We start from the raw sequence: 22,189 nt of genomic DNA, 5'->3' as shown, positions 1-22,189 counted from the left end.
GGCGGTTGCTAGCGGTAGCCGCTGCGGACCTTGCCGCGGAACACCCAGTAGACGCCGATGGTGTAGGCGGCGATCACCGGCAAGACCACCACGCCGCCATAGAACAGGAACCGCAGTGATTCCTCCGGCGCCGCTGCACTGGCCACCGTGACCGCATACGGGACCATGTAGGGCCAGAACATCGTGCCGAGCGTCAGGTACGCCGCCGCGATGAACACCACGGTCAGTGCGTACGCGACGCCATCCCGGCGCGCACGAACGCCCGTCACGACGCCGATCAATGAGGCGATCGCAACCGCGACAAAGGCCCAGCCCCATGGCCGGTCCTTCAGATGGCTTTGCGCGATCGCACCTGCGTCCACGCTCAAGGACACGGCGAACGCCAGGCCGAGCACCCCGAAGACAGCCGCGGCCAGCCACGGAATACGGCGATAGGCCCAGTCGCGCAGGTCGCCTTCGCTCTTGAGCACGATCCAGCCTGCGCCGAGCAACGCATAGCCGAAGACCAGGCCGACGCCGGTCAGCACCGAAAACGGATGCAGCCATTCGAAGGAGGTGCCCGCGAACTGGCCCTGCGCCACCGGAAGGCCGCGCATCAATGCGCCCACGGCGGCCCCTTGCACGAAGGCGACCACCGTCGATCCCAGGAAGAACCCCAGGTCCCACAGCCAGCGCGTCTTGACGCTGCGGTAGCGGAACTCGAAGGCAATGCCGCGGAAGATGAGGCCGACGAGCAGCAGCAGGACAGGCAGGTAGAACGCACCCAGGAACACGGCATACACCACCGGAAAGGTTGCGAACAGGCCGGCGCCGATGATCACCAGCCAGGTCTCGTTGCCGTCCCAGAACGGCGCGATGGTGTCCATCATGTGCAGGCGGTGGTTCTCTTCGCGGGTGGTGCCGAAGAGGATGCCGACGCCGAGATCGAAGCCGTCCAGGATCACGTAGACCAGGATCGAGACGGCAATGACCGCCGCCCAGAAGAGCGCCAGGTCGCTGGGTGCCGCCTCGCTCACGCCGTGCCTCCGGCTCTGTCGTCGACCGGGGTGTCCGTGCGCGCGGCAACGGCCAGGGGCCGGCTGCCGGTGACGTTGGCCGTGGCCTGGGTCTTGGCGCGCGGCCCTTCGCGCAGGAGCTTGTAGATGTAGTAGATGCCGAAGCAGACGAAGAGCCAGTACACCGCGACGTAGATGAGCAGCGAGGCCAGCACGTCGCTGGTCGTCAGGGAGGGCGTGACGGCGTCCTTGGTGCGCAGCAGGCCGTAGACCACCCAGGGCTGGCGCCCGATCTCGGCGGTGTACCAGCCGGTCAGGATGGCGACGAAGCCGGTCGGGAACGACATGAACGTGCCCCACAGGAACCAGCGCGACGACTCCAGCCTGCCGCGCCAGCGCAGGAAGTTGCCGAGCCACGAGACCGCCAGCATGATCAGACCCATGCCGACCATCAGCCGGAAGGCGAAGAAGGGGATCAGCACCGGCGGCCGGTCTTCGCGCGGGAAGGATTCGAGCCCTCTTTCAGCCGAGGTGAAATTGCCCGAGGCGATGAAGCTGCCCAGCTTCGGGACCGAGATGGCGTAGAGATTGCGCTCGTTCGCCTCGTCGGGGATGGCGATCAGCACCTCGCTGGCCGGCTGCTCGTTCTTCCAGCGCGCTTCGATCGCCGCGAACTTGGCGGGCTGGTGCTTGAGCACGTATTCGCCGGTCAGGTGGCCGAAGAAGAGCTGGACCGGGATCAGCACCGCGGCCAGGCCGAGGCCCCAGTGCAGCATCATCCGGCCTTCGTCGAAGTGAACCCGGCGCAGCAGGTACCAGGCACCGGTCGCCGACACGCACATCGAGGTCGTCAACAGGGCGGCCAGCAGCATGTGCGGCCAGCGGACCATCTGCACCGGCCCGAGCACGATCTGCATCCAGTCGGTCGGAATGATCTTGCCGTCCACCACCGTGTGGCCGAGCGGCACCTGCATCCAGCTGTTGTTGGCGAGGATCCAGAAGGACGAGAACATCGTGCCCAGCGACACCATGCAGCACGAGAAGAAGTAGAAGCGCGGCGAGACCCGGTCGCGCCCGAGCAGCATCACGCCGAAGAAGGTCGCCTCGAGCATGAAGGCCGTGAAGCCCTCGTAGCCGAGCAGCGGGCCCTGGATCGCGCCGGTCTTCACCGAGAGCACGCCCCAGTTGGTGCCGAACTGGAAGGCCATGACGATGCCCGTGACCACGCCCATGCCGAAGGAGACCGCGAAGATCGGCAGCCAGAAGTCGAACACCCGGCGATAGAGCGCGTTGCGGGTCGCCAGCCGCGCCCCCTCGATCGTTGCCAGCCACGCCGCCAGCCCGATGGTGAAGGCGGGAAAGATGATGTGGAAGCTGATCAGGAACCCGAACTGGATCCGCGACAGGAGGACGGGGTCGAGGTTCACGTCGATGCCGCCTCTATGGCATCAGCTTGTTGACGGCGACGCGCTCGAGGCCGTGCTTCGCGTAAGGCGGATAGCGCACGCCAGGATCGACGGTGCTGCTGTGGTGAAGCACGCCGCGCGCATTGGTGAAGGCTTCGAAGCCCCAGCGCCCGTGGTACTTGCCCATGCCGGAGTTGCCCACGCCGCCGAACGGAAGCTCGGGAAAGAGCGGATGAATGGCGCAGTCGTTGACCTCGGCATCGCCCGAGCGGGTGGCCGACAGGATCCTGTCGATCACCTCCTTGTCCTCGGCAAAGATGTAGAGGCCGAGCGGGCTCGGCCGGCTGTTGACCCACCGGATGACGGAGTCGACCGAGTCGATCTCGAGCACCGGCAGGATCGGCCCGAAGATCTCTTCCTTCATGATCGGCGAGTCCAGCGCGACGTCCACCAGCACCGTCGGCGCGATGTAGAGCTCGTCGGCATCGGTCTGGCCGCCGGCGATCGCCTTGCCGCTGCCCAGCAGCGCGGCCAGGCGATCGAAGTTGCGGCGGTTGATCACGCGTCCGTAGTCCGGACTCTGCTTGGGGTCGTCGCCGTAGAACTCGCGGATCGTGTCCTTCATGTGCTGCAGGAACTCGTCCTTCACTTCCGGCCAAGCCAGCACATGGTCGGGCGCGGTGCAGATGTGGCCGGAGTTCAGGTAGCGCCCGTAGGCGATGCGCCGCGCGGCCGCCTTGAGGTTGGCCGACGAATGCACGATGGTCGGGTTCTTGCCGCCGAGTTCGAGCACGCAGGGCGTCAGGTTCTTCGCGGCGGCCTGGTGCACGATCTTGCCGACGGGCGGACTGCCGGTGAAGAAGATCATGTCCCATGGCTGCGCCAGCAGCGCGGTGGTCTCGGGGACCGCGCCTTCGACGACCGCGACCGCGCGCGGATCGAAGTACCCGGGCACGAGGCGCGCCGCGGCGGCCGCGCAGTGGGCGGCAATCTCCGAAGGCTTCAGCACCGCCGTGTTGCCGGCGGCCAGCGCCGCCACCAGCGGGCCGAAGACCAGCATGAAGGGTTCGTTCCAGGCGCCGATGATCAGCGACACGCCGAGCGGATCCCGGTTCACCCGGATGTAGCCGGGCTCGAACACCAGCGGCATCGGCTCATGCAGCGGCTTCATCCAGCTGTCGATGTGCTTGAGCGCGTAGGCGGCCTCCTTGGCGCAGTAGTCGACGTCCATCAGGTCGGCATCGTTCAGGTTGCGGCGCAGGTCTTTCCAGAGTGCGTCGCACAGTTCGTCGTGGTGGTCGGTGAACAGGGCCTTGACCGCTTCGAGCTGGGTCTTGCGCCACGCCACCGGGCGCGTATGCCCTTCCAGGAAGAAGGCGCGCTGGCTGGCGACGAGCGAGGCGTAGTCGGGGACGGACATGGCGATGAGCTCCCGGTGTCAGACGCGAACCCAGATTTCACCGTTCTGCTCGCGCACCTCGTAGGTGGGGAGCGGCTGCTTCGACGGGCCACCCGCCACGCTGCCCGTGGAGAGGTCGAAGCGGGAGCCGTCGCAGGGGCACATCAGCGTCGTGCCGGTCAGGATGCCCGCCGAGAGTTGACAGCCGTCGTGCGGGCAGAGGTCGTCGAAGGCGAACAGGCTCTTGCCGACGCGAGCGACGGACACACGCAGCTTGCGGTCGGCCAGGTAATAGGGATTGACGGACAGGTCCGGCAATCGGGCCGATGGGCCCAGGTCTCGGTACTCGACCGTCGGGTTCGCCATGCTCGTCTCCTGTGCGTCGGCCTTCGACTCAATACGGATATTCGGGAATCACTTCGCGCTGCGGCTTGTCGAAGCGCAAGGCGCCGGGTGCCTGCGCCGGCACCGCGGGCGCGCGCGGCATGATGGGCGCCAGCCGCTGGTAGCCGGCACCCAGCGAAGGCCGCGGATCGGCGTCGCCCTTGTTCGGCCAGAACGACATCGCCCGCTCGGCCAGCGCCAGGATCGTGAGCGAGGGGTTGACCCCGGGGTTCGCGGGCATCACGCTGCCGTCCATGACATGCAGGTCCGGATGTCCGAACACGCGCTGGTAGGGATCGACCACGCCCTTGTCGCTCGCGTCCCCGATCGGAATGCCGCCGATGAAGTGGGCCGACGCCGTGCGGTTGACGACTTCGAAATCCAGCGCCGATTCGAGCCCGCCCATCTTGGCGGCGAGCCGCTTCGCGAACTCGTCGGCGGCGGGGATGTGGGTGGGCGGCGGATCGCCGGAGCCATGCCGGCTGCGCAGGATGCCGTCCTTGAAGTAGAGGTCGATCGAGGTGTCGGTGGTCTGCATGCACAGCAGGGTGATCGCGCGTTCCGACCAGTGCCGTGCGTCGAAGGTCTGGCCGAGGGTCTGGACCGGATGCTCCATCAGGTGCTTGAGCCAGGTCTCGGTGGGGTGCTTCTGCGGGCCGGACGCGTAGTAGGTCGTGGCCAGCGCGAAGAAGTCGCTGCCCACGCCATAGGACACCGGCTCGATGCTGGTGTCCGGGTCAGGCCAGACACCCGAAGTGATGGCGACGCTGCCCGGCGTGATGATGAATCGGTCCGGGTCCTTCTTCCAGTCGACATAGGGTCGCGTGACCAGGATCAGCGCCTCGGAATTGGTGCGAGCCAGTTTGCCCAGCTGATCGGACAGCCCGGTGAGCTTGTCGATATGCCGCATGTGGTGCAGCAGCCGCGCCGACCCATAGGCGTGCGCGGACACGACCACCTGCCTGGCCGTGTAGCGATGGCGATCGACATGCGCCGCGCGCTGCACCCAGCCGGGGTGGCTGGCGATGACCTCGTAGCCGCCGCCGTCGAGTGGTGCGAGTTCGGTGACCTCGTGAAGGTCATGGATGACGCAGCCGTTCTTTTCGGCCAGATAGAGATAGTTCTCCGTCAGCTTGTTCTTGGCCCCGCGGCCGCAGCCGATCATGCAGTTTCCGCAATTCACGCAGCCAGTTCGCCGCGGGCCTGCGCCGCCGAAGAACGGATCGTCGACCTCGACGCCCGGGGACCCGAAGAAGGTGGCCACGGGCGCCTTGTTGTAGGTGTCGCCGTGCCCCATCTCGACGGCGATCTCGCGCATCAGCCGGTCCTTGTCGCTGTCCATGTAGGGCACGCGGTTGACGCCCATCATGCGCTGGGCCTGGTCGAAGTACGCGGGCATCTCGTCGTACCAGTCGGTGATGTAGGACCACTCGGGTGCGGCGAAGAACTTCTTCGGCGGAACATAGAGCGTGCTGCCGTAGACGTGCGAGCCGCCGCCCACGCCGGCGCCGTGCAGCACCAGCACGTCGTCCAGGAAGCTCAGGCGCTGCAGGCCGTACATCTCGGCCTCGGGCTGCCACAGGTACTTCCGGATGTCCCAGTTGGTCTTGGGGATCGCGCTGTCGGGCCAGCGCCGTCCGGCTTCCATGACGCCCACCCGGTAGCCCTTCTCGGTCGCGCGCAGCGCCGCGACGCTGCCGCCGAATCCGGAGCCGATCACGATCACGTCATAGTCGAAATCGGCCATCATGACCTCGCGAGTTTTCGAATGAGGCAGTCTGTACTCGGGCTCGGGACTTGAACATCCCGGTGGCCACTTAGACCACGTACGTGGCATCTGACAGCGACGCGCGCCAACGCGGCGTTTAAGCTCGAAGCTTCGCCGTGATGCCTGCGCCGGCCCGGTGCTGGCACCGGCATCCTGGGACAGTGTTTCAGTCATGAACATAGGGGTCCGGAGATGAAGCATCCCTCAGCCACCGTGGCCATCGATTTCCTGCTCGAGCCGGACTCGACGATGCAGGAGCATGCCGAGGCCAACAACGCTCGATTGCGCAAGGTCTTTCCAAAGGGGTTCGCGCTGGACGCGACGCACCGTCCTCACGTCACGCTGCTCCAGCGGTTCGTCCGCACCGCAGACCTGGACAAGGTGTATGCCGCAGTCGGAAGTGTTCTCGCGGGCGTTCGACTGGGCGACATCCGGCTCGAGGCCTTCAAGTACTACTACATCCCGAGCCAGGACATCGGGCTGGCGGGCATCGTCGCGAAGCCCACTGCGCAACTGCTCGAGTTGCAGCAGGCGCTGATCGAGGCGGTGACGCCGTTCACGGTGGAGACCGGCGACTCGGCCGCGTTCGTCACCACGCCGGAAGACCCCGTCATCGACCCGGCGCTCATCCAGTACGTCTCGGTGTTCGTGCCGAAGGCCTCCGGGGAGCACTTCAATCCGCACGTCACGACCGGGGTGGCAGCGCGCAAGTACCTCGACACGATGCTCGCCGAACCGTTCGAGCCATTCGGCTTTTCGTTCAAGGGCGCTGCGATCTACCACCTGGGTCAGTTCGGCACGGCGGCGAAGCAGCTCAAGGCCTGGGATTGACGCGCTTGGGCGCAGGGTCGGTCCGCGACATGATGCGTGCCTTCACGGCCGCCACCAGCGGCTCGATCGACGAGGGCGGGAAAGGCGAGACGCTGCTGACATTGATCTCGCAGAGCACAAGGCGCTCGGGTTGATCGGCGGTCGGCTCGCCGGGCAGGAAGTCGCAGTCCCACAGCATCGGCAATTGCGCGCGCGTCAACCCGAGGCGTTGCTGCAGTTGCGCGATCCACTGCGTCTCCAGCAGGCGCTTCAGCGCCTGGAACTGCGGCAGATCGGCGCCGTGATAGAGACGTGGCCCGGGCGTGGGCGCGGCCTCGCCCGCGCGCGCCGGGTAGAGGGCATTGACCGCCTGGTGGCCGAAGCCGGTCACGCGGTCTTCGACCAGGTAGGCGCGCACCATGCCGTCGACCAGACGCGGTTGCCAGGCCTGGTCGATCATGTGACCCCCATTGGCTGCTTCGAAGTACGGTGCCATGCGCTGGAGCAGCGTAGACAGGTCGATTCGTTCCTCCGCGCTGCCGCGCTGCGCGTGCTGCACGCGCAGCAGCGGAGAGTCTTCGACGCGTTCGACCCGCCACACGCCAATGCCGCTGTGTCCCCGATATTGCTTGAGCACACGCGCGCCGTGGCGCAGGCGATCGGGCAGGCCGGCCGCGAGCGCGTCGAGGCTGTCGACGCGGACCGCATCGCCGCCGAAGGGCAGGTCGCGCGTGTCGACCAGCACATCCTTGGTGCCCAGGCGCAGGATGGTGTCCGGATGCGTGCTGACGAAGACGCCGGCCTGCGCGGCTTCGCGCAAGACGGCGTCGAGCCGGTCGCGGCGGCGGCCCGCCTCGACTGGATTGCACCAGACGAGCACGGCGTCGACGCCCCGCAACTGCGCGGCGACCTCGTCGGCGAAATCATCGTGATAGACGGCAGGCTCGGCCGCCACGCCGGCGGCTGCGAACGCAGTGAACAGCGCCGCAAAGCGGCTCTCGGCCGGGTCGCTGCGGTCGCGTGCTGCGCGGTCTCCTGGGTAGAGCAGGGCCACCGCGACGAACTCGCGGTGTGAAGCAAGGGTCACTGCATGCATTGCCGGCTCCTCTTGGTGGATGTCAGGTGTGAGCGGTCAGCGGGTAGAGCACCAGGCCGTAGCCCAGGTAGATCGCCAGTTGGGCGGCAAGCGGCCCCGGCATCAGCTGCGCGAGGGCCATGCCCTCCTTGTATTCGCCTTCCGAGATCCAACCGCGTCTCTCGACGAGGTCGCGGTACATGTAGCCGACCAGTGCCACGGGGCCGCCGAAGCCCCAGGTGCCCAGGGCGAGCATGTAGCGAATGAGCTGCCAGATCGAATAGCTGGGCTGTGAAGGTCGGTCTGTCGTCATGCCGGTCTTCTCGCTCATCGGGCTTCGGGCGTGTCGTTGTTGCGCCGGGCTTCGCGTTGGAAGTGCGCATACAGGGAATCGAGCACCGTGCTCATCTCGCCGAGCAGCGCGTCGTCGTCGGCCAGCCTCTCCCGTGCACCCGACATCACGGCTTCGAAGCCCTTCGCTTCGGGGACCGGATCGCCACCGACATCCAGCGCATGCACGATGGCCCCGAGTCGCGCGAGGGCGGGGTCGCCTTCCAGGTCAAAGCTGGCCAACAGCGTTTCGAACGTCACGCGATCGCCGACGTGCGTGAAGGTCGCGTCGTCGAAGTCGAAGCCGAGCGCGCGCTTCGGACAGTCGGAAGGCTTGGCGAGCCATTGGAACCGGGCGTCCTGATCGATGAAGCGGCGGATCAGCCAAGCGCTCGCCACGCGGTCGACCCACAAGCGGCGGCGGGTCGCCCACAGGCGGCCCTGGTATTGGGCGGCGTCGAGGCGTGGAATGCGGCCCTTGGTTTCGCGCGGCTCGTCGGGCGAGAGCAGGGCCTCGATACGGCCGTTGACATCGGTCCAGGCCGCTTCTGCCTCGATGCTCGCCTCACCCGGAAAGAAGTCGATGGCGAGCGCGGCGTCGAACTCGCGCTGCAGTTTTCGCTGCAGCCGTGCGAGTTCCGGCGCGCCCATGGAGGCCAAGCCACGATAGGCCTCTTTCCATGCCTTGCGCAGCTCCGCATAGTCCTCGCTGCGATCGAAAAGCTGGCAGTAGGTCGCGGCCTCTTCGGCGGAGCGAGCCTGTACGGCCATCAACCAGGCGGTGCCGCCCTCTCGCAGACATTCGTCACCGAGCGCTTGCAGGGCCTGTTCGAGTTCGGGCCGGGCGGGCAGCAGATGCGCGCCGTCACGCAGGGCCACGCAGCCGAGCGCCTTGAGGCCTCGCCAGACCCGCATGCGGGCCGTGGCGCTCGTGGTTGGCAGGGAGATGACCAGCAATAGCCACGATGGGCTTGCATTTTGCATGTAGGAGATTCTACATATTTGTAGATATAGTGACATGAAGACCTTGGCGCATGCAGGGAGGCAGCGCGGCTCCGGGCGCGCCACCCGGGTGGTGGTAGAAGCAGATCGACCATGAAAGCTTCGCGAGTCCACTTGCCTGCGCTTCGCGGCGGCCTGCTGGCGCTGCTCGCGGCCGCGCTGTTCGGCATCAGCACGCCGCTCGTGCAACGGTGGGGTGCCGGCCTGGGGGCCTTCACGACGGCGGCGTTGCTCTACGCAGGTGCGGCCATCGTCGGGGCGCTTTCCCGGCAGCATGCCGCGAAGGAAGCGAAGCTGATGCGCGGGGACCTGCCCCGGCTGATGTCGATGGCGGGCTTCGGCGCGGTGCTCGGCCCGGTCGCGCTGGCCTGGGGCCTGCAGCACACCAGCGGGACAGGTGCCTCGCTCATGCTCACGCTGGAGGCGCTGTTCACCGCATGGCTCGCGCGGCTCGTGTATGGCGAGACCCTGGACCGGCGGGTGTGGTGCGCCATGTTTCTGCTCATTGCCGGGGGGATCGCGCTGGTACTCGACCAGGGCAGGCACGGCGGCAACCAGCTCTGGGGCCTGCTCGCCGTGCTGCTGGCAACGCTGGCCTGGGGAACCGACAACACGCTGTCGCGGGCGCTGGCCGAGCGAGATCCTTCGCAAGTGGTGTTGGCCAAGGCGGTTCTCGGTGCCGCCGCGACCGCCGTGCTGGCGGTCGTGTTTCGCGATCCTCTTCCGACGCTGGGCGCCGCAGCGGCACTGCTGACGGTCGGCGCCACCGGCTACGGGCTGAGCTTGCGCTGCTACCTGTTGGCGCAGCGGGCGTTCGGTGCGGCGCGCACCGGCTCCGTGTTCGCCTTCGCCCCGTTCATCGGCGCCGCGCTGGCGATGTCGATGGGCGACCGCAGCGGCAGCTGGATCATGGCCGTCGCGGGCGTCCTGATGGCGTCGGGCGTCGTCCTTCACCTGGCCGAATCACACGGGCATGCGCATGCGCACGAGGCGATGGCGCATGAACACGCCCATCGCCACGACGATGGGCACCACAACCATGCGCACGACCCCATGCCGACAGGCGCCCACAGTCATCGGCATGTCCATGAGCCCTTGCGCCATTCGCATCCTCACGTGCCGGATGCGCATCATCGGCATGGGCATTGACCCGCCTCAAGCCGCCATCCGCACCGCCCCCGACTCGCAAGCAATCTCCCCCAGCCGCCGCAGCCCGCCCTCGATCGCGTCGGTGAAGGGCCAGCCGCAGTTGATGCGCAGGTAGTGATCGAAGCGCGACGAGTTCGAGAACAGCGCGCCGGGCGCCACCAGGATCCCCTCGCGCAAGGCCCGGTCGAAGACGGTCATCGACGACAGCCGGTCGGGCAGCTCGACCCACAGCTGCAGTCCGCCCGGCGGCAGGTTCAGCCGCGTCCCGGGGGGGAAGTGCGCCGCGATGGCATCGGCCGTGCGCTCGCGCTGCTCCCGCAGGCGTTCGCGCAGCCGCCGCAGATGCCGGTCGAAGGCGCCGGTGGCCATGTATTCGCCGGCGGTCCACTGCGACAGCTCCTCGTTGCTGCGGGTCTGCGTGTACTTGAGCATCTCGACCCGCCCATGCCACCGTCCGGCCGAAATCCAGCCCAGCCGCATGCCCGGCGCCAGGATCTTGTGCAGCGAGGCGCAGTGGATCACATTGCCCGTGCGGTCCCATGACTTGATCGCCCGCGCCGGCGTGTCGGTGTCGAGCAGTTCGCTGTAGGTGTCGTCCTCGATCAGCGCCACGCCGTGCTGCTCGCAGAGCGCGACCAGGCGCTGCTTGTGCGCATCGGGCATGACGCTGCCCAGCGGATTCTGCAGATGCGGCACCACCACCACCGCCTTGATGTTGTCGTAGGCCTGGAGCGCCATCTCCAGGGCCTCGACCGACAGCCCGGTCTGCGGGCTGGTGGGAATCTCGACGGCGCGCATGCCGAGGCTCTCGAGCACCTGCAGCAGGCCGTAGAAGGTCGGCGACTCGACCGCCACCGTGTCGCCCGGCTGGGCCACGGCGCGCAGCGCGAGGTTGAGCGCCTCGATGCAGCCGTTGGTGGAAAGCACCTCTTCGGGCGCGAGCGTCATGCCCGCGCGCAGTCCGCGCCGCGCCGCGGCTTCGCGCAAGGGCGTGAGGCTGCGCGAAGCCGCGGCGGTCGTCAGCAGCGCGGGCCGCTGGCGCAGCAGCCGCATCATGATCGTCTGCAGCGCCTGCGCGGGATAGAGGTCCGGCGCACCGCGCGCCAGCGAGAAGTCGATCCTCACCTCGCCCTGGCGCCTGCGGGCGACGAATTCCGAGACCTTCGCATGGATGCCGACGTACTGCGCCGGGTCGGGCGCCACATGGGCGGCGGGCTCTTCCATGGCCGCGATCGCGAGCCGGCGCGGACGCCGCACGAAGTAGCCCGAGCGGTCGCGGGCCTCGACCCAGCCTTCTCCTTCCATGGTGCGGCACAGCTGCAGCGCGGTCGACAGGCTGATGTCGTGCAGCCGCATCAGCGCCCGCAGCGAGGGCAGCTTGTCGCCCGCCTTGAGCGAGCCGGCCTGGATCGCCTCCAGGTAGTGGATGGCCAGCTGGCGGTAGAGAGGTGCCTGTTCCATGGCTCGATGCTGGCGCACGCCCCCGGTCTTAAACAGATGCAGATTCTAGAAGAACGACCGTAACAGATGGCCGTTGCCGCGCTCTGTTGTGCCCTCGAAGGGCGGCCGTTGTGCCTGTTTTTTGGGCGCCCGCCTGCCTACGATGACCCCATCCCCAACAACCTTCCGAGGTGTCCCATGACAAGCGAGCTTCACGAAACCACGCGGCTGCTGCCGGGCCAGGCGCTGCGAATGGCGGTCGATCCCGGCCATGCGCTGTGGGTGCTGGAAGGCTGCGTGAACGTGGTGTCGCCACCGGGCTGGTTCGGCGAAACCGTGTTCAGCGTCAAGACGCCGCTGCAGGCGGGCGATGTCCACGTGGTCGAGCGCGGCGGCTGGATCGAGATCTGCGCGTTGTCGCCGGCCGAGTTCCGGGCCCTGCCGGCTGCGCAGCCGGCGCCGGCCGCCCCCCTGGTGGCGCGGCTGGTGCAGCTGCTCACCGGCCAGGTCGCCTGGCGCGGCTAGGCTTTGCGGGCTTCCTATACTTCGCAGGCCCGCGCTCGACGCGGTGACGCGACTTCGAAGAAAAGGAATGCCCATGGCCAGATCCGCCGCCGTCCGTGCCTTGGGCACGCGCCTGTCCGCCACGCTCGCCCCGCCGCTGCTCGCGGCCCTGCTGGCGGCGGGTTGCGCGAGCCAGGGATTGGGCCCCGGGGAGACCGCCGACTGGAAGCCGCAGACGCCCAACGCGCCGGCGGTCTACCCGTCCGAATCGAAGATGAACAACGAACAGGGCCAGGTGCTGCTGCGCGTGCTGACCGGGCCCGACGGCCGGCCGACCCGCGTCGAGGTCGGCAGGTCGAGCGGCTTCATCCGGCTCGACCAGGCGGCCGTCGACGCGGTCCGGCGCTGGCAGTTCAAGCCGCTGCCGCAGGACGGCACCGTCACCTGGCGCGAGGTGCCGATCAACTTCGTGCTGGCGCCGGTCAACGCCGAGATGCCCAAGTAGAGGCCTGCAGGCTCAGCGCAGGTTCGCCGCCGCGCGCAGGGCGCTCAGGAAGCCTTCGCGCCACCAGTGCACATCCTGCTCGCGGATGCGCGCCAGCAGCTTCTGGTGCCGCTCGCGGCGTTCCCCCAGCGGCATCTGCAGGGCCTGCTGCACGGTCTCGGCGGTACCGTGGGTGTCGTACGGATTCACCAGCAGCGCTTCCTTGAGCTGCTCGGCCGCGCCGGCGAAGCGCGACAGCACCAGCACCCCCGGGTCGGCCGGGTCCTGGGCCGCGATGTATTCCTTGGCCACCAGGTTCATGCCGTCGCGCAGCGGCGTCACCAGCCCGACCGCGGCGGCGCGGCACAGGCCCGGCACGCGCTTGCGGGCGACCATGCGGTGGATGTAGCGCACCGGCATCCAGTCGAGCTCGCCGTAGTCGCCGTTGATGGCGCCGCACAGCGATTCGAGTTCGCGCCGGATGTCGCCGTAGGCATCGACCGTCTCGCGGGTCGGCGAGGCGATCTGGATCAGGGTCGCGCTGCGCCGGTTCTCGGGGTAGTTGGCCAGCAGCTCGCGGAACGAGCGCACGCGCTGCGGGATGCCCTTCGAGTAGTCGAGCCGGTCGATGCCCAGCAGCAGGCGGCGGCTCGAATACTCGCGCTTCATGGTCTCGTACATGTCGCGCGATTCCTTGGCGTGCGTGAGCGCGGCGAACTCGTCGACATCGATGCCGATCGGAAACGCGTTGCAGCACACGGTCTGGCCGTAGGCGCGGTACTGGTGGTCGCCGAGCAATTCGCCGTGCGCCTCGTTGCGCACGTAGTGCTCGAAGTGCTGCACGTCCTGCTGGGCCTGGAAGCCGATCAGGTCGTAGGCGAACAGCGAGCGCATCAGCCACTCGTGCTGCGGAATGGCCGCGATGATGATCTGCGGCGGCAGCGGGATGTGCAGGAAGAAGCCGATGCGCTGCTTGCAGCCCATCGCGCGCAGTTCGGCCGCCAACGGGATCAGGTGGTAGTCGTGGACCCAGATGATGTCGTCGGGCAGCAGCAGCGGCATCAGCTTGCGCGCGAACAGCTGGTTCACGCGCCGGTAGCCGCCGATGAAGCCGGCATCGAAGTGCGCCAGGTCGAGCCGGTTGTGGAACACCGGCCAGAGCACGTCGTTGCTGTAGCCGAGGTAGTAGCTGTCGTGGTCTTCGCGGCTGAGGTCGATGGTGGCCAGCGTGACCTTGCCGGCCTGCTGGCTGTGCAGTTCTCCCTCGCCGGTCGGACCTTCTTCGACGATCGCGCCGCTCCAGCCGAACCACAGGCCGCCGCTCTGCTGCAGGCTTTCGCCGAGCGCCACGGCAAGGCCGCCGGCAGCCGGCTTGCGCGGGTCGGCGACCCGGTTCGATACAACGACCAATCGACTCATATGCACGAATCCCAGGGTGCCGATAGCCTCACTGCCGCATTGATGATGCCGACCATCGAGTAGGTCTGCGGAAAGTTGCCCCACATCTCGCCGGTCACCGGGTGGGTGTCCTCGGACAGCAGCCCGAGCGGGTTGCGCGCCGCCAGCATGGTCTCGAAGATCTGCCGCGCCTCGGCCTTGCGGCCGATCTTGGCCAGGGCGTCGATGCGCCAGAAAGTGCAGATGTTGAAGGCGGTCTCGGGCTTGCCGAAATCGTCGGCGGCCTCGTAGCGGCGCATGTAGGGGCCGTCGCAGAGCGACTTCTCCATCGCCTCGACGGTCGAGATGAAGCGCGGGTCGCGGGCGTCGATCAAACCGACCTCGACCATCAGCAGCACGCTGGCATCGAGCTCGTGGCCGCCGAAGCTCTCGGCGAAGGCCTGGCGCTCCTCGCACCACGATTTCTCCAGGATCTCTTCGCGCATCCGCGACGAATGGCCGTGCCAGTAGGCCGCGCGCTCGGGCAGGTTCAGGGTGCGCGCGATCTTCGCGAGCCGGTCGCAGGCGGCCCAGCTCATCAGGGCCGAGCTGGTGTGGACGCGGGCCCGCGTGCGCAGCTCCCACATGCCGGCGTCGGGCGTGCCATAGACCCGGATCGCCTGTTCGCCGACCGCTTCGAGGTAGGGAAACTCGTTGACGCCGGCCCGGCTCAGCAGCCGGTGGTCGTGGAAGGACTGGGCCGCGCCGAGCACGATGTTGCCGTAGACGTCGTGCTGGAAATGCTCCTGCGCCTGGTTGCCGACGCGCACCGGCCCCATGCCGCGGTAGCCGCCCAGCCCTTCGACGAAGGACTCGGGCAGCTCGGGCTCCAGGCCGATGCCGTAGAGCGGCTGGATGTGCTTGCCGTGCGAGCCGATCACCACGTTCGACAGCCAGCGCAGGTAGTCCTCCATGGTGCCGACCTCGGACAGGCTGTTGAGCGCGCGCACCACGAAGAAGGCGTCGCGCAGCCAGCAGTAGCGGTAGTCCCAGTTGCGCTGGCTGCCCGGCGCCTCGGGGATGCTGGTGGTCATCGCGGCGACGATCGCGCCGGTGTCCTCGTACAGCGAAAGCTTGAGCGTGATCGCGGCGCGGATCACGGCCTCCTGGTATTCGAACGGGATCGCCAGCCGCTTGCTCCAGGTGCGCCAGTAGGCAATGGTCTCCTGCTCGAAATGGCGCGCGGTGTCGGCGATGCCGTCGGTCAGCGTCTCGTCGGCGCCGAGCACGAAGTTGTGTTCGCGCGAGAGTACGAAGGGCTGGCGCGAAAGGATGTGCGAGACCGAGGCGTCGGTGTTGAGCCGCAGCGTGAAGTCGGGCCCGACGTACCGGATGTGGTTGCTGCCGCGGGTGACGACCGGTGCCTGCGCGCCCCAGTTGAAGCGCGGTGCCAGCGACACGCGGATCCGCGGCGTGCCCTTGATCGGCTTGACCCGCCGCACCATCGTGAGCGGGCGAAAGTAGCGCGAGCGGCTGTGGAAGCGCGGCGCCAGGTCGGTGATCTCGATCCCCTGGCCGGCGCTGTCGTAAAGCCGGGTGCGCAGCACCGCGGTGTTCGGCTCGTACCACTGCGTCGACGAGGCGAAATCCTCGATCTCGATCGCCCAGGCGCTGGCGTCCGTACCGGGATCGAGCAGCGCGTTGAAGACCGGGTCGCCATCGAAGCGCGGCAGGCAGCACCAGACCACGCGGCCGCGGGCGTCGACCAGGGCGCTGTAGGCGCAGTTGCCGATCACGCCGACATCCAGCGAGGCGGGCGCCGGCGGACCGAAGCCCCCTGGCGCGGGCGCCGGGGAGGGGCCCGCGTGGTCTTCGGCGGCGGCCTCTGCGGTGGCGGATGTCATTCGTCGGTCCTTTTCGGGGTTTCTGGAAGGGGCGGCGAGGCCAGCTGGTCGCGGGCCGCGATCAGCCACTCGAACACCGCCCGCGGCGAGTCGAGCCGGTGCAGCGCCTGGCTGGGGCCAGAGCCCACCTTGATCGCGATGCCGCCGCGCGGCTGGACCACGGCAAAGCCGTTCTCGTCGGTGGTGTCGTCGCCGGCGAACACCGGGACCCGGCCGGCGAACGGCGCCTCGTCCATGAAGGCGGCGATCGCGCCGCCCTTGTGGATGCCCGCGGGCTTGACCTCGAAGACGAACTTGCCGTGCATCAGCTCCAGCTGCGGCTGGTCGAAGATGATCCGCGCCATGGCGTCGCGGCAGACCGCCTCGAGCTGCGGTGCGAGCCGGTAGTGCAGGGCGATGGCGGCGTGCTTGCGCTCCACCAGCAGGCCTTCGTGCACCCGCGCCAGTTCGTTGGCGGCATCGAGGACCCGCGTCAGGTCAGGGGCGCGCTGCTCCTGCATCCGACCTTCGGCGTCGCGGCGCTGGACGCCGTGCTCGCCGGCGGCGGGCAGTCGCAGCGGGGCCAGGAAGCGGTCGAGGACGTCGATCTGGCGCCCCGAGACGACCGCCAGCGCACCGCCGAGCAGATCGCGGAGGTCGCCGAGCAGCCCCACCATGGCGGGTGGCACGCGGATCGCCTCGGGCGTTTCGGCGAGGTCCACCAGCGTGCCGTCGAAGTCGAGGAACAGGGCCGCGTCGGGCGTGAGTCGGGGAGGCTTCTGCATGGAGGGAAAACCATAGCAGAGTCGCGCGCCGCGGCGCGTCGGCCAATGCCCCTATTCGAAACTCAGGGTGCAGGCAGCGCGGCCGCGACCGCCGCGACCCGGGCCCGTGCGATGGCCTCGCCGATCTTCGGGCCCGCGGCACCGTTGGCCTGGGCTTCGCGGGCGATGGGCTCGGTGGCCACCGCACGCGCCGCCGCCAGGGCGGCCAGGAGGCGGGGGCGCGGCGGATAGGGCGTGTCCTCCAGGCCGAGGCGTCCCCGTGCGTCGCACTCGCAGGCCAGCAGCACCTCGTCGAAGCGCTCGGGCTTGCGGAAGGCATCGCAGCGCTCCAGCAGGCGGACGATCGCGGCGGCATTCAGATCGCCGCTGCGGTGGATGTTCCCGTGCTCGCGCGCCACCACGTCGGCCAGCTCGCGCACTTCCACCGGCACCCGCCAGCGCTCGCAGACCGCGCGCAGCAGCCGGGCGCTGCGCTGCTCGTGGCCGATGTGGCGCGGCAGCGCGTCGGCCGGCGTCGTGCCCTTGCCGAGGTCGTGCACCAGGCAGGCGAAGCGCACGCCCAGCGGCGCCGCGAGCCGGGCCGCCATGTCCAGCACCATCATGAGGTGAACGCCGGTGTCGACTTCGGGATGGTGCGCCGCGGGCTGGGGCACGCCCCACAGGCGGTCGACCTCGGGCAGCAGCACCGCGAGGGCGCCGCAGGCGCGCAGCAGCTCGAACATGCGCGAGGGCCGGCCTTCCATCAGTCCGCGGGCGAGTTCCTGCCAGACCCGCTCGGGCACCAGGGCGTCGGCCTCGCCGGCCTCGACCATCTCGCGCATCAGGGCCAGGGTTTCGGGCGCGACGTCGAAATCGGCGAAGCGGGCCGCGAAGCGCGCGACCCGCAGGATGCGCACCGGATCTTCGCGGAAGGCCTCGGTCACGTGGCGAAGCTGCTTGCGCCGCAGGTCGCGCTGGCCCTGGAAGGGGTCGACCAGGTCGGCCGGGTCGATGTCCAGCCGGTCCGAGGCGGCGAGCTTGTCCGCCGGCAGCGCGATCGCGTTGATCGTCAGGTCGCGCCGCGCCAGGTCCTGCTCGAGCGTGACGTCGGGCGCCGCGTGGACCACGAAGCCGCGATAGCCCGGCGCGCTTTTGCGCTCGGTGCGCGCCAGAGCGTACTCCTCGCGGGTTTCGGGGTGCAGGAAGACCGGGAAGTCGCGCCCCACGGGCAGGAAGCCGCGCGCCGCCATCTGCTCGGGCGTGGCGCCGACCACGACCCAGTCGTGGTCGCTGCCGGCCCGGCCGAGCAGCGCATCGCGGATCGCGCCGCCGACGAGATAGGTTTGCATGCCGCGAGTCTAGGGCGAACACGCCCTGGCCTCAGCGGCCGCTGCGATAGGGCTCCTCGAAGGGGAGGAAGTCCTTCTCGGCCAGCGCGTCGTCGATCCAGGCCTTGACGCCCGGCAGGGCCTGCACGCGTTCGATGTAGGCCGTGATGGCGGCAGGCACCGGCAGGCCGTAGGTCTTGATGCGGGTTCCGATCGGCGCGAAGTAGGCGTCGGCGATCGTGAACTCGCCGAACAGCATCGGACCGCCGTGCTGGGCCAGCAGGTCGGCCCACATCTGGACGATGCGCTCGAGATCGGATTTCACCTCCGGCTGTTCGCGCAGCAGCCTGGCGCCGACTTCGGGCAGCGAGGCCTCGATGTTCATGCCGCAATGGCCGCGCAGCCCGCCGAATCCCGAATGCATCTCGGCGCAGATGCTGCGCGCGCGGGCACGGTCGGCCGCCGCCTGCGGCCACAACTTCTTGTCGGGATGGGTCTCGGCCAGGTACTCGGCAATGGCCAGGGTGTCCCAGACCACCAGGCCATCGTCGACCAGCACCGGCACCTTGGCGACCGGGTTGAGCGCGCCGATGGCGTTCTTGAATTGCGAGCCGGTGTCGAAGGAGTCGAAGCGCAGGGCCACTTCCTCGAACGGGATGCCGGCCTGCTTCATGAGCACCCAGGGCCGCATCGACCAGGACGAGTAGTTCTTGTTTCCGATGTAGAGCTGGGTCATGAAGGGCCTCCGGTGTTGCAAAGCCCTCCATGCTAGCGGCGCCCGGCCGTGTCGTCCGGCGTGGCGATCACGCGGGGCTTGGCGTCCTTGTCGGCGGGCGGCCCGACCACCCGTTCGACCAGCGCCACCAGCCGGGGCACCAGCGCCAGCACCGCCAGCGCCAGCAGGGCGCTCAGCACGGCGGTCACTTCGCGCCCGAGGCCGCAGGCCATGCCGATCGCGGCCGTCATCCAGAGGCCGGCCGCGGTCGTGAGGCCCTGCACCTGCTGTTCGTCCCGGCCCTGCTTGAGGATGGTGCCGGCGCACAGGAAGCCGACGCCCGCCACCAGGCCCTGGATCACCCGGCTCATGTCGGCCGGCTCGATGCCGGCCTGCTGCGGCACCAGCACGAACATCGCCGAGCCGATGGCGACCAGCATGTGGGTGCGTACCCCCGCGGCCTTGCCGTGCTGCTCGCGCTCGAAGCCGAGCAGGAAGCCGAGCACCGAGGCCAGGGTGAGGCGCACGGCGATGCGCAGCACCTGCGGGAGATCGGGAACGTCGGAGAACTCGGCGGCGAGCACCTCGGTGGTCGCCGCCCAGACGGAGGCGGCCATGCTGCGGGGCGGAAGTCGGGGTGGCCGCAGTGTCGCCGGGCGGCGCGCGCCCGACTGTAGGACGGCGGCACTTTCGCGCCGCTCAGCCGGGCGGGGCCTCGGTGGAAGGCCGTGGCGTCAGGTCGACCGTGCGCGGCAACGCGGGCGCGCTGCCGTGCCAGCGGCGCACGGCGCGCTGGAAGAACATGCTGTTGGGGATCTTCAGCGTGGTCCCGCCCTGCGCGCTGCCGCTTTCTTCCAGCGTGGTGAAGACCAGGTTGATGTCGAGCACCCGGCCCTTGAGGCCGGGCTTCTCGCCGTTCTCGAGCACTTCGATCGTGTCGCCGGGCCAGAACATCCGCGTGGTGAAGATCAGCAGCGCGCAGAAGATGTTCGACAGCACGCTCCAGGCGGCGAAGAAGGCCACCGCGCCGACGGCGGCGAAGCTGGTGAAGGCGGTCCAGAGCACGGTGCCCGAGACGCCCAGCCGCTCCAGGCCCCAGAGCAGCGCGCCGCTGTAGATCAGGAAGGCGACCGTGCGCCGCGTGACCAGGTCCACGTTGCCCGGCAACGCATAGCCGGTGGTCACGCGCTCGATCAGGCGCCGCGCGAAGCGCACCAGCAGCCAGGCGCCCAGCAGGATCAGCGCCACCTGCGCCAGCGGGACGATGACTTCGAGCCATTCGATGGCCCAGGGAGGGAACTGGGCGCGCAGGCCCTGGAGGGTTCGGTTCATTGCCCGGTTCGCGAGCGCCTCAGGGCAGGTCCTTGTTGGGCTCCGGCTCGGCCGCATTGCGCGGCCCCACGTTGCCCAGCCGCGACTTGAGCGACTGCGGCTGGCCGCTGATCACGGCGGCGTAGTTGGTCGTGTTCGCGAGCACCTTCTTGACGTAGTCGCGGGTTTCGTTGAAGGGCACGTTCTCGGCCCAGATCGCGGCTTCCATGGTCGGTCCGTTGCGCCAGCTGCGCGGCCGGCCCGGGCCGGCGTTGTAGGCCGCCGCGGCCAGCGCCATCGAGCCGTCGAAGTCGTCCAGCGCCAGCTTGAGGTAGTTGGTGCCGATCGTGATGTTGGTGTCGCGGTCGGTGATCTGGCCCGGCGTGAAGTCGGCCAGCCCGATCTTCTTGGCCGTCCAGCGCGCGGTGGCGGGCATCACCTGCATCAGGCCGGAGGCGCCGACGCCCGAGCGCGCGTCCATGATGAAGCGGCTCTCTTGCCGGATCAGGCCGTAGACGTAGGCCGGGTCGAGGCCGATCTCCTGGCTCTTGCGCAGCACGGCGTCGTGGAAGGGCATCGGGAAGCGCTGGTCGACGTCGATCACGCCCTTGGTGCGCTCGCTGGTGTTGATGCAGCGGTCCCAGACCTCGCGCTGGCAGGCCAGGTCGGCGGCAGCCAGCAGCTCGCGGTCGCCCATCCCGCCCTTGTCGTGCAGGTTGGTGGCGTAGTTCCATTCGCGCGTGCCTTCGGGGCGCAGCCCGATCGCGATCGCGTAGAGCGCGCGGTTGAGCGCCGGGTTGCTGCGGGCGGCGGCTTTTTCCTCTGCCGTGAGCGGCGCCGGCTTGGTCGGCACGGCGGCGCGCTGGCCGAGCTCCTCTAGCGCCAGCAGCTCGTAGAAGCCGCGGGTGCCGGCGATGCTCTCGAACAGGATGCGGGCCTGGCTGCGGCGCTCTTCGCCGCCACCGGCCAGCAGGGCGCGGCCCTTCCAGTAGACCCAGGTTGGGTCTTGCTGCTGCGCCTCGCTCATGGCGTCGACGGCGGCCTGGACGTCTTTCCAGCTGCCGGTGCGCAGCGCCGCGCGGGCCTTCCAGGCCAGCATGTCGTCGGTCAGGTCGCCGAGCTTGGTGACGTTGGCGAAGTAGCTGCCGGCCAGCGGCGACAGCTTGGTCGCGAACTGGCGGCCGATGGCGCCCCAAAGCCAGTTGCGCTCCTCGGTCGACAGCGTGGTGTCCCACTTGCCCTCGAGCTGCGCGGCGGCCACGCCCGGATCGGCCACGGTCATCTTGATCAGGGCCAGCACCACCAGCTCGCGGCGCGACTTGGCGACCGCGGTGGCACGGCCGGCCAGGAACTTGGCCGGGTTGGCGTTCATTTCGTCGAACAGGGCGATGGCGTCGGGTGCCACCAGCGTGACCGCGGCGCGGGCTGCCTGCGGCCGGTTGGCCTCGATCGCCAGCCGGGCCTTCTTCCAGGCGTCGTTGGGCGACATCAGGCGGGCGCCGATCATGCGGTCGGCGGCGGTCAGGCAGCCGTCATCGAGATCGCGCTGGGCGAACCAGTGGCGACGGACCTCGTCGGCCTGGGCCTGGCTGGCGGTGCCCGAGCGCAGGGTCTCGACCAGGATCGCATAGCAGCTCACCTGGGCATCGTCGTTCATGCGGTAGGCCGGGTGCAGGCTGCCGAAGCTGTCCCAGTCGCGGCGCTGGCCGGCCAGCAGCAGCCAGTCGTTGCGCATCCGGTCTTCCTGGTAGGTGCCGGCGTAGCGGGCCATGAAATCCTGTACTTCCTGGGTGCTGCTCTCGCCGAGCCGGGCCTTCAGCTCCCAATAGGCGGCCCAGGGTTCGAGCGCATGGCCGCGCGCCTGCGGCAGCAGGGCCGACAGGCGGGCCTTGTCGCCGCGCTGGGCGGCCTGCTTCATTTGCAGCAGGACGTCGTCGCCGCCGCTCTGCGCGCGGGCCGGCTGCCACAGGGCGGCGGTGGCCAGGGCGAGCGAAAAAGCGAGGGTGGAAAAAGAGGTGCGGGGAAGGCGCCGCGCGGATGCCAAAATGCTTGCGAACTGCATCGG

20 protein-coding genes and 1 pseudogene are annotated in these 22,189 nt (G+C 68.9%); 4 read left to right on the top strand and 17 right to left on the bottom strand.

Going from position 1 to position 22,189, the window contains the following annotated elements:
• Positions 1 to 8 precede the first annotated feature (8 nt).
• The 5 genes from cydB to QTI68_RS19895 are packed head-to-tail and all read right to left on the bottom strand — an operon-like array spanning position 9 to position 5,934.
• Positions 9 to 1,016, bottom strand: coding sequence for a cytochrome d ubiquinol oxidase subunit II (gene cydB, locus QTI68_RS19915; protein ID WP_286523778.1), 1,008 nt, complete (start codon positions 1,014 to 1,016; stop codon positions 9 to 11).
• Positions 1,013 to 2,422, bottom strand: a complete 1,410-nt coding sequence (locus tag QTI68_RS19910) for a cytochrome ubiquinol oxidase subunit I (protein ID WP_286523776.1) — start codon at positions 2,420 to 2,422, stop codon at positions 1,013 to 1,015. Before QTI68_RS19910 ends, cydB begins: the two co-directional genes overlap by 4 nt.
• A 13-nt stretch (positions 2,423 to 2,435) precedes the next feature.
• Complete coding sequence (locus tag QTI68_RS19905; RefSeq protein ID WP_286523774.1) at positions 2,436 to 3,821, bottom strand: aldehyde dehydrogenase family protein; 1,386 nt, start codon at positions 3,819 to 3,821, stop codon at positions 2,436 to 2,438.
• An 18-nt stretch (positions 3,822 to 3,839) separates the two neighbouring features.
• Complete coding sequence (locus tag QTI68_RS19900) at positions 3,840 to 4,166, bottom strand: Rieske (2Fe-2S) protein (RefSeq protein ID WP_286523773.1); 327 nt, start codon at positions 4,164 to 4,166, stop codon at positions 3,840 to 3,842.
• Positions 4,167 to 4,194: 28 nt separating this feature from the next.
• The gene (locus tag QTI68_RS19895) at positions 4,195 to 5,934 is read right to left on the bottom strand and encodes a GMC oxidoreductase (RefSeq protein ID WP_286523771.1); all 1,740 of its coding nucleotides are present in this window, start codon (positions 5,932 to 5,934) and stop codon (positions 4,195 to 4,197) included.
• A gap of 210 nt (positions 5,935 to 6,144) precedes the next feature.
• Between QTI68_RS19895 and QTI68_RS19890 the strand changes: the two genes are divergently transcribed.
• Positions 6,145 to 6,783 (top strand): 2'-5' RNA ligase family protein, encoded by a 639-nt coding sequence (locus QTI68_RS19890; protein ID WP_286523770.1) that lies wholly within the window; start codon positions 6,145 to 6,147, stop codon positions 6,781 to 6,783.
• On the opposite strand, the gene QTI68_RS19885 is transcribed toward QTI68_RS19890, so the two are convergent.
• The 3 genes and pseudogenes from QTI68_RS19885 to QTI68_RS19875 all read right to left on the bottom strand — a co-directional run bounded on the left by QTI68_RS19885 (position 6,767) and on the right by QTI68_RS19875 (position 9,151).
• Positions 6,767 to 7,858 carry a Cj0069 family protein gene (locus tag QTI68_RS19885; RefSeq protein ID WP_286523769.1) on the bottom strand — a complete coding sequence of 364 codons (1,092 nt, stop codon included), beginning with the start codon at positions 7,856 to 7,858 and terminating at the stop codon, positions 6,767 to 6,769. The two genes, QTI68_RS19890 and QTI68_RS19885, sit on opposite strands and share 17 nt — an antisense overlap.
• A 58-nt stretch (positions 7,859 to 7,916) precedes the next feature.
• Positions 7,917 to 8,150, bottom strand: a pseudogene (locus QTI68_RS19880) (chromate transporter); the annotation flags it as partial.
• A gap of 14 nt (positions 8,151 to 8,164) precedes the next feature.
• Positions 8,165 to 9,151, bottom strand: a complete 987-nt coding sequence (locus QTI68_RS19875) for a chromate resistance protein ChrB domain-containing protein (protein WP_286523768.1) — start codon at positions 9,149 to 9,151, stop codon at positions 8,165 to 8,167.
• A gap of 111 nt (positions 9,152 to 9,262) precedes the next feature.
• Between QTI68_RS19875 and QTI68_RS19870 the strand changes: the two genes are divergently transcribed.
• Complete coding sequence (locus QTI68_RS19870) at positions 9,263 to 10,318, top strand: DMT family transporter (RefSeq protein WP_286523767.1); 1,056 nt, start codon at positions 9,263 to 9,265, stop codon at positions 10,316 to 10,318.
• Positions 10,319 to 10,324: 6 nt separating this feature from the next.
• On the opposite strand, the gene QTI68_RS19865 is transcribed toward QTI68_RS19870, so the two are convergent.
• Complete coding sequence (locus QTI68_RS19865; RefSeq protein WP_286523765.1) at positions 10,325 to 11,779, bottom strand: aminotransferase-like domain-containing protein; 1,455 nt, start codon at positions 11,777 to 11,779, stop codon at positions 10,325 to 10,327.
• Between the two features lie 177 nt (positions 11,780 to 11,956).
• Here QTI68_RS19865 and QTI68_RS19860 point away from each other — a divergent pair, with 177 nt between their 5' ends.
• Positions 11,957 to 12,283, top strand: coding sequence for a hypothetical protein (locus QTI68_RS19860; RefSeq protein WP_286523764.1), 327 nt, complete (start codon positions 11,957 to 11,959; stop codon positions 12,281 to 12,283).
• A gap of 73 nt (positions 12,284 to 12,356) precedes the next feature.
• The gene (locus tag QTI68_RS19855; RefSeq protein WP_286523763.1) at positions 12,357 to 12,767 is read left to right on the top strand and encodes an energy transducer TonB; all 411 of its coding nucleotides are present in this window, start codon (positions 12,357 to 12,359) and stop codon (positions 12,765 to 12,767) included.
• Between the two features lie 12 nt (positions 12,768 to 12,779).
• On the opposite strand, the gene QTI68_RS19850 is transcribed toward QTI68_RS19855, so the two are convergent.
• From QTI68_RS19850 to QTI68_RS19815, 8 genes are all read right to left on the bottom strand, one after another.
• Positions 12,780 to 14,165, bottom strand: a complete 1,386-nt coding sequence (locus tag QTI68_RS19850; RefSeq protein WP_286523762.1) for an alpha,alpha-trehalose-phosphate synthase (UDP-forming) — start codon at positions 14,163 to 14,165, stop codon at positions 12,780 to 12,782.
• Positions 14,162 to 16,027, bottom strand: coding sequence for a glycoside hydrolase family 15 protein (locus tag QTI68_RS19845; protein WP_286523761.1), 1,866 nt, complete (start codon positions 16,025 to 16,027; stop codon positions 14,162 to 14,164). Before QTI68_RS19845 ends, QTI68_RS19850 begins: the two co-directional genes overlap by 4 nt.
• Positions 16,024 to 16,791 (bottom strand): trehalose-phosphatase, encoded by a 768-nt coding sequence (otsB, locus tag QTI68_RS19840; protein WP_286523759.1) that lies wholly within the window; start codon positions 16,789 to 16,791, stop codon positions 16,024 to 16,026. Before otsB ends, QTI68_RS19845 begins: the two co-directional genes overlap by 4 nt.
• 62 nt (positions 16,792 to 16,853) lie before the next feature.
• Positions 16,854 to 18,119, bottom strand: a complete 1,266-nt coding sequence (locus tag QTI68_RS19835; protein WP_286523758.1) for a multifunctional CCA addition/repair protein — start codon at positions 18,117 to 18,119, stop codon at positions 16,854 to 16,856.
• A gap of 31 nt (positions 18,120 to 18,150) precedes the next feature.
• Positions 18,151 to 18,834 carry a glutathione S-transferase family protein gene (locus QTI68_RS19830; RefSeq protein WP_286523757.1) on the bottom strand — a complete coding sequence of 228 codons (684 nt, stop codon included), beginning with the start codon at positions 18,832 to 18,834 and terminating at the stop codon, positions 18,151 to 18,153.
• A gap of 32 nt (positions 18,835 to 18,866) precedes the next feature.
• Positions 18,867 to 19,430: an MgtC/SapB family protein gene (locus QTI68_RS19825; protein ID WP_286523756.1), complete on the bottom strand. Its 564-nt coding sequence runs from the start codon at positions 19,428 to 19,430 to the stop codon at positions 18,867 to 18,869.
• 82 nt (positions 19,431 to 19,512) lie between these two features.
• The gene (locus tag QTI68_RS19820; protein ID WP_286523755.1) at positions 19,513 to 20,145 is read right to left on the bottom strand and encodes a mechanosensitive ion channel family protein; all 633 of its coding nucleotides are present in this window, start codon (positions 20,143 to 20,145) and stop codon (positions 19,513 to 19,515) included.
• A gap of 19 nt (positions 20,146 to 20,164) precedes the next feature.
• The gene (locus tag QTI68_RS19815) at positions 20,165 to 22,186 is read right to left on the bottom strand and encodes a lytic transglycosylase domain-containing protein (protein WP_286523754.1); all 2,022 of its coding nucleotides are present in this window, start codon (positions 22,184 to 22,186) and stop codon (positions 20,165 to 20,167) included.
• Positions 22,187 to 22,189: the final 3 nt, after the last annotated feature.

Origin of the sequence: Variovorax sp. J31P207, assembly GCF_030316965.1 — a bacterium.
Classification (GTDB): Bacteria; Pseudomonadota; Gammaproteobacteria; order Burkholderiales; family Burkholderiaceae_C; genus Variovorax; species Variovorax ginsengisoli_B.
The sequence above is the reverse complement of the archived record's forward strand: the minus strand, read 5'-3'. Positions and strand labels throughout refer to the sequence as shown.

Coding starts and splice junctions, on each gene's coding strand:
- QTI68_RS19905 (WP_286523774.1), bottom strand. CDS start 3,821: ATGTCCGTCCCCGACTACGCCTCGCTCGTCGCCAGCCAGCGCGCCTTC.
- QTI68_RS19870 (WP_286523767.1), top strand. CDS start 9,263: ATGAAAGCTTCGCGAGTCCACTTGCCTGCGCTTCGCGGCGGCCTGCTG.
- QTI68_RS19860 (WP_286523764.1), top strand. CDS start 11,957: ATGACAAGCGAGCTTCACGAAACCACGCGGCTGCTGCCGGGCCAGGCG.
- QTI68_RS19875 (WP_286523768.1), bottom strand. CDS start 9,151: ATGCAAAATGCAAGCCCATCGTGGCTATTGCTGGTCATCTCCCTGCCA.
- QTI68_RS19890 (WP_286523770.1), top strand. CDS start 6,145: ATGAAGCATCCCTCAGCCACCGTGGCCATCGATTTCCTGCTCGAGCCG.
- QTI68_RS19865 (WP_286523765.1), bottom strand. CDS start 11,779: ATGGAACAGGCACCTCTCTACCGCCAGCTGGCCATCCACTACCTGGAG.
- QTI68_RS19845 (WP_286523761.1), bottom strand. CDS start 16,027: ATGACATCCGCCACCGCAGAGGCCGCCGCCGAAGACCACGCGGGCCCC.
- QTI68_RS19835 (WP_286523758.1), bottom strand. CDS start 18,119: ATGCAAACCTATCTCGTCGGCGGCGCGATCCGCGATGCGCTGCTCGGC.
- QTI68_RS19900 (WP_286523773.1), bottom strand. CDS start 4,166: ATGGCGAACCCGACGGTCGAGTACCGAGACCTGGGCCCATCGGCCCGA.
- QTI68_RS19885 (WP_286523769.1), bottom strand. CDS start 7,858: ATGCATGCAGTGACCCTTGCTTCACACCGCGAGTTCGTCGCGGTGGCC.
- QTI68_RS19850 (WP_286523762.1), bottom strand. CDS start 14,165: ATGAGTCGATTGGTCGTTGTATCGAACCGGGTCGCCGACCCGCGCAAG.
- QTI68_RS19825 (WP_286523756.1), bottom strand. CDS start 19,430: ATGGCCGCCTCCGTCTGGGCGGCGACCACCGAGGTGCTCGCCGCCGAG.
- QTI68_RS19815 (WP_286523754.1), bottom strand. CDS start 22,186: ATGCAGTTCGCAAGCATTTTGGCATCCGCGCGGCGCCTTCCCCGCACC.
- QTI68_RS19820 (WP_286523755.1), bottom strand. CDS start 20,145: ATGAACCGAACCCTCCAGGGCCTGCGCGCCCAGTTCCCTCCCTGGGCC.
- QTI68_RS19830 (WP_286523757.1), bottom strand. CDS start 18,834: ATGACCCAGCTCTACATCGGAAACAAGAACTACTCGTCCTGGTCGATG.
- QTI68_RS19855 (WP_286523763.1), top strand. CDS start 12,357: ATGGCCAGATCCGCCGCCGTCCGTGCCTTGGGCACGCGCCTGTCCGCC.
- otsB (WP_286523759.1), bottom strand. CDS start 16,791: ATGCAGAAGCCTCCCCGACTCACGCCCGACGCGGCCCTGTTCCTCGAC.
- QTI68_RS19895 (WP_286523771.1), bottom strand. CDS start 5,934: ATGATGGCCGATTTCGACTATGACGTGATCGTGATCGGCTCCGGATTC.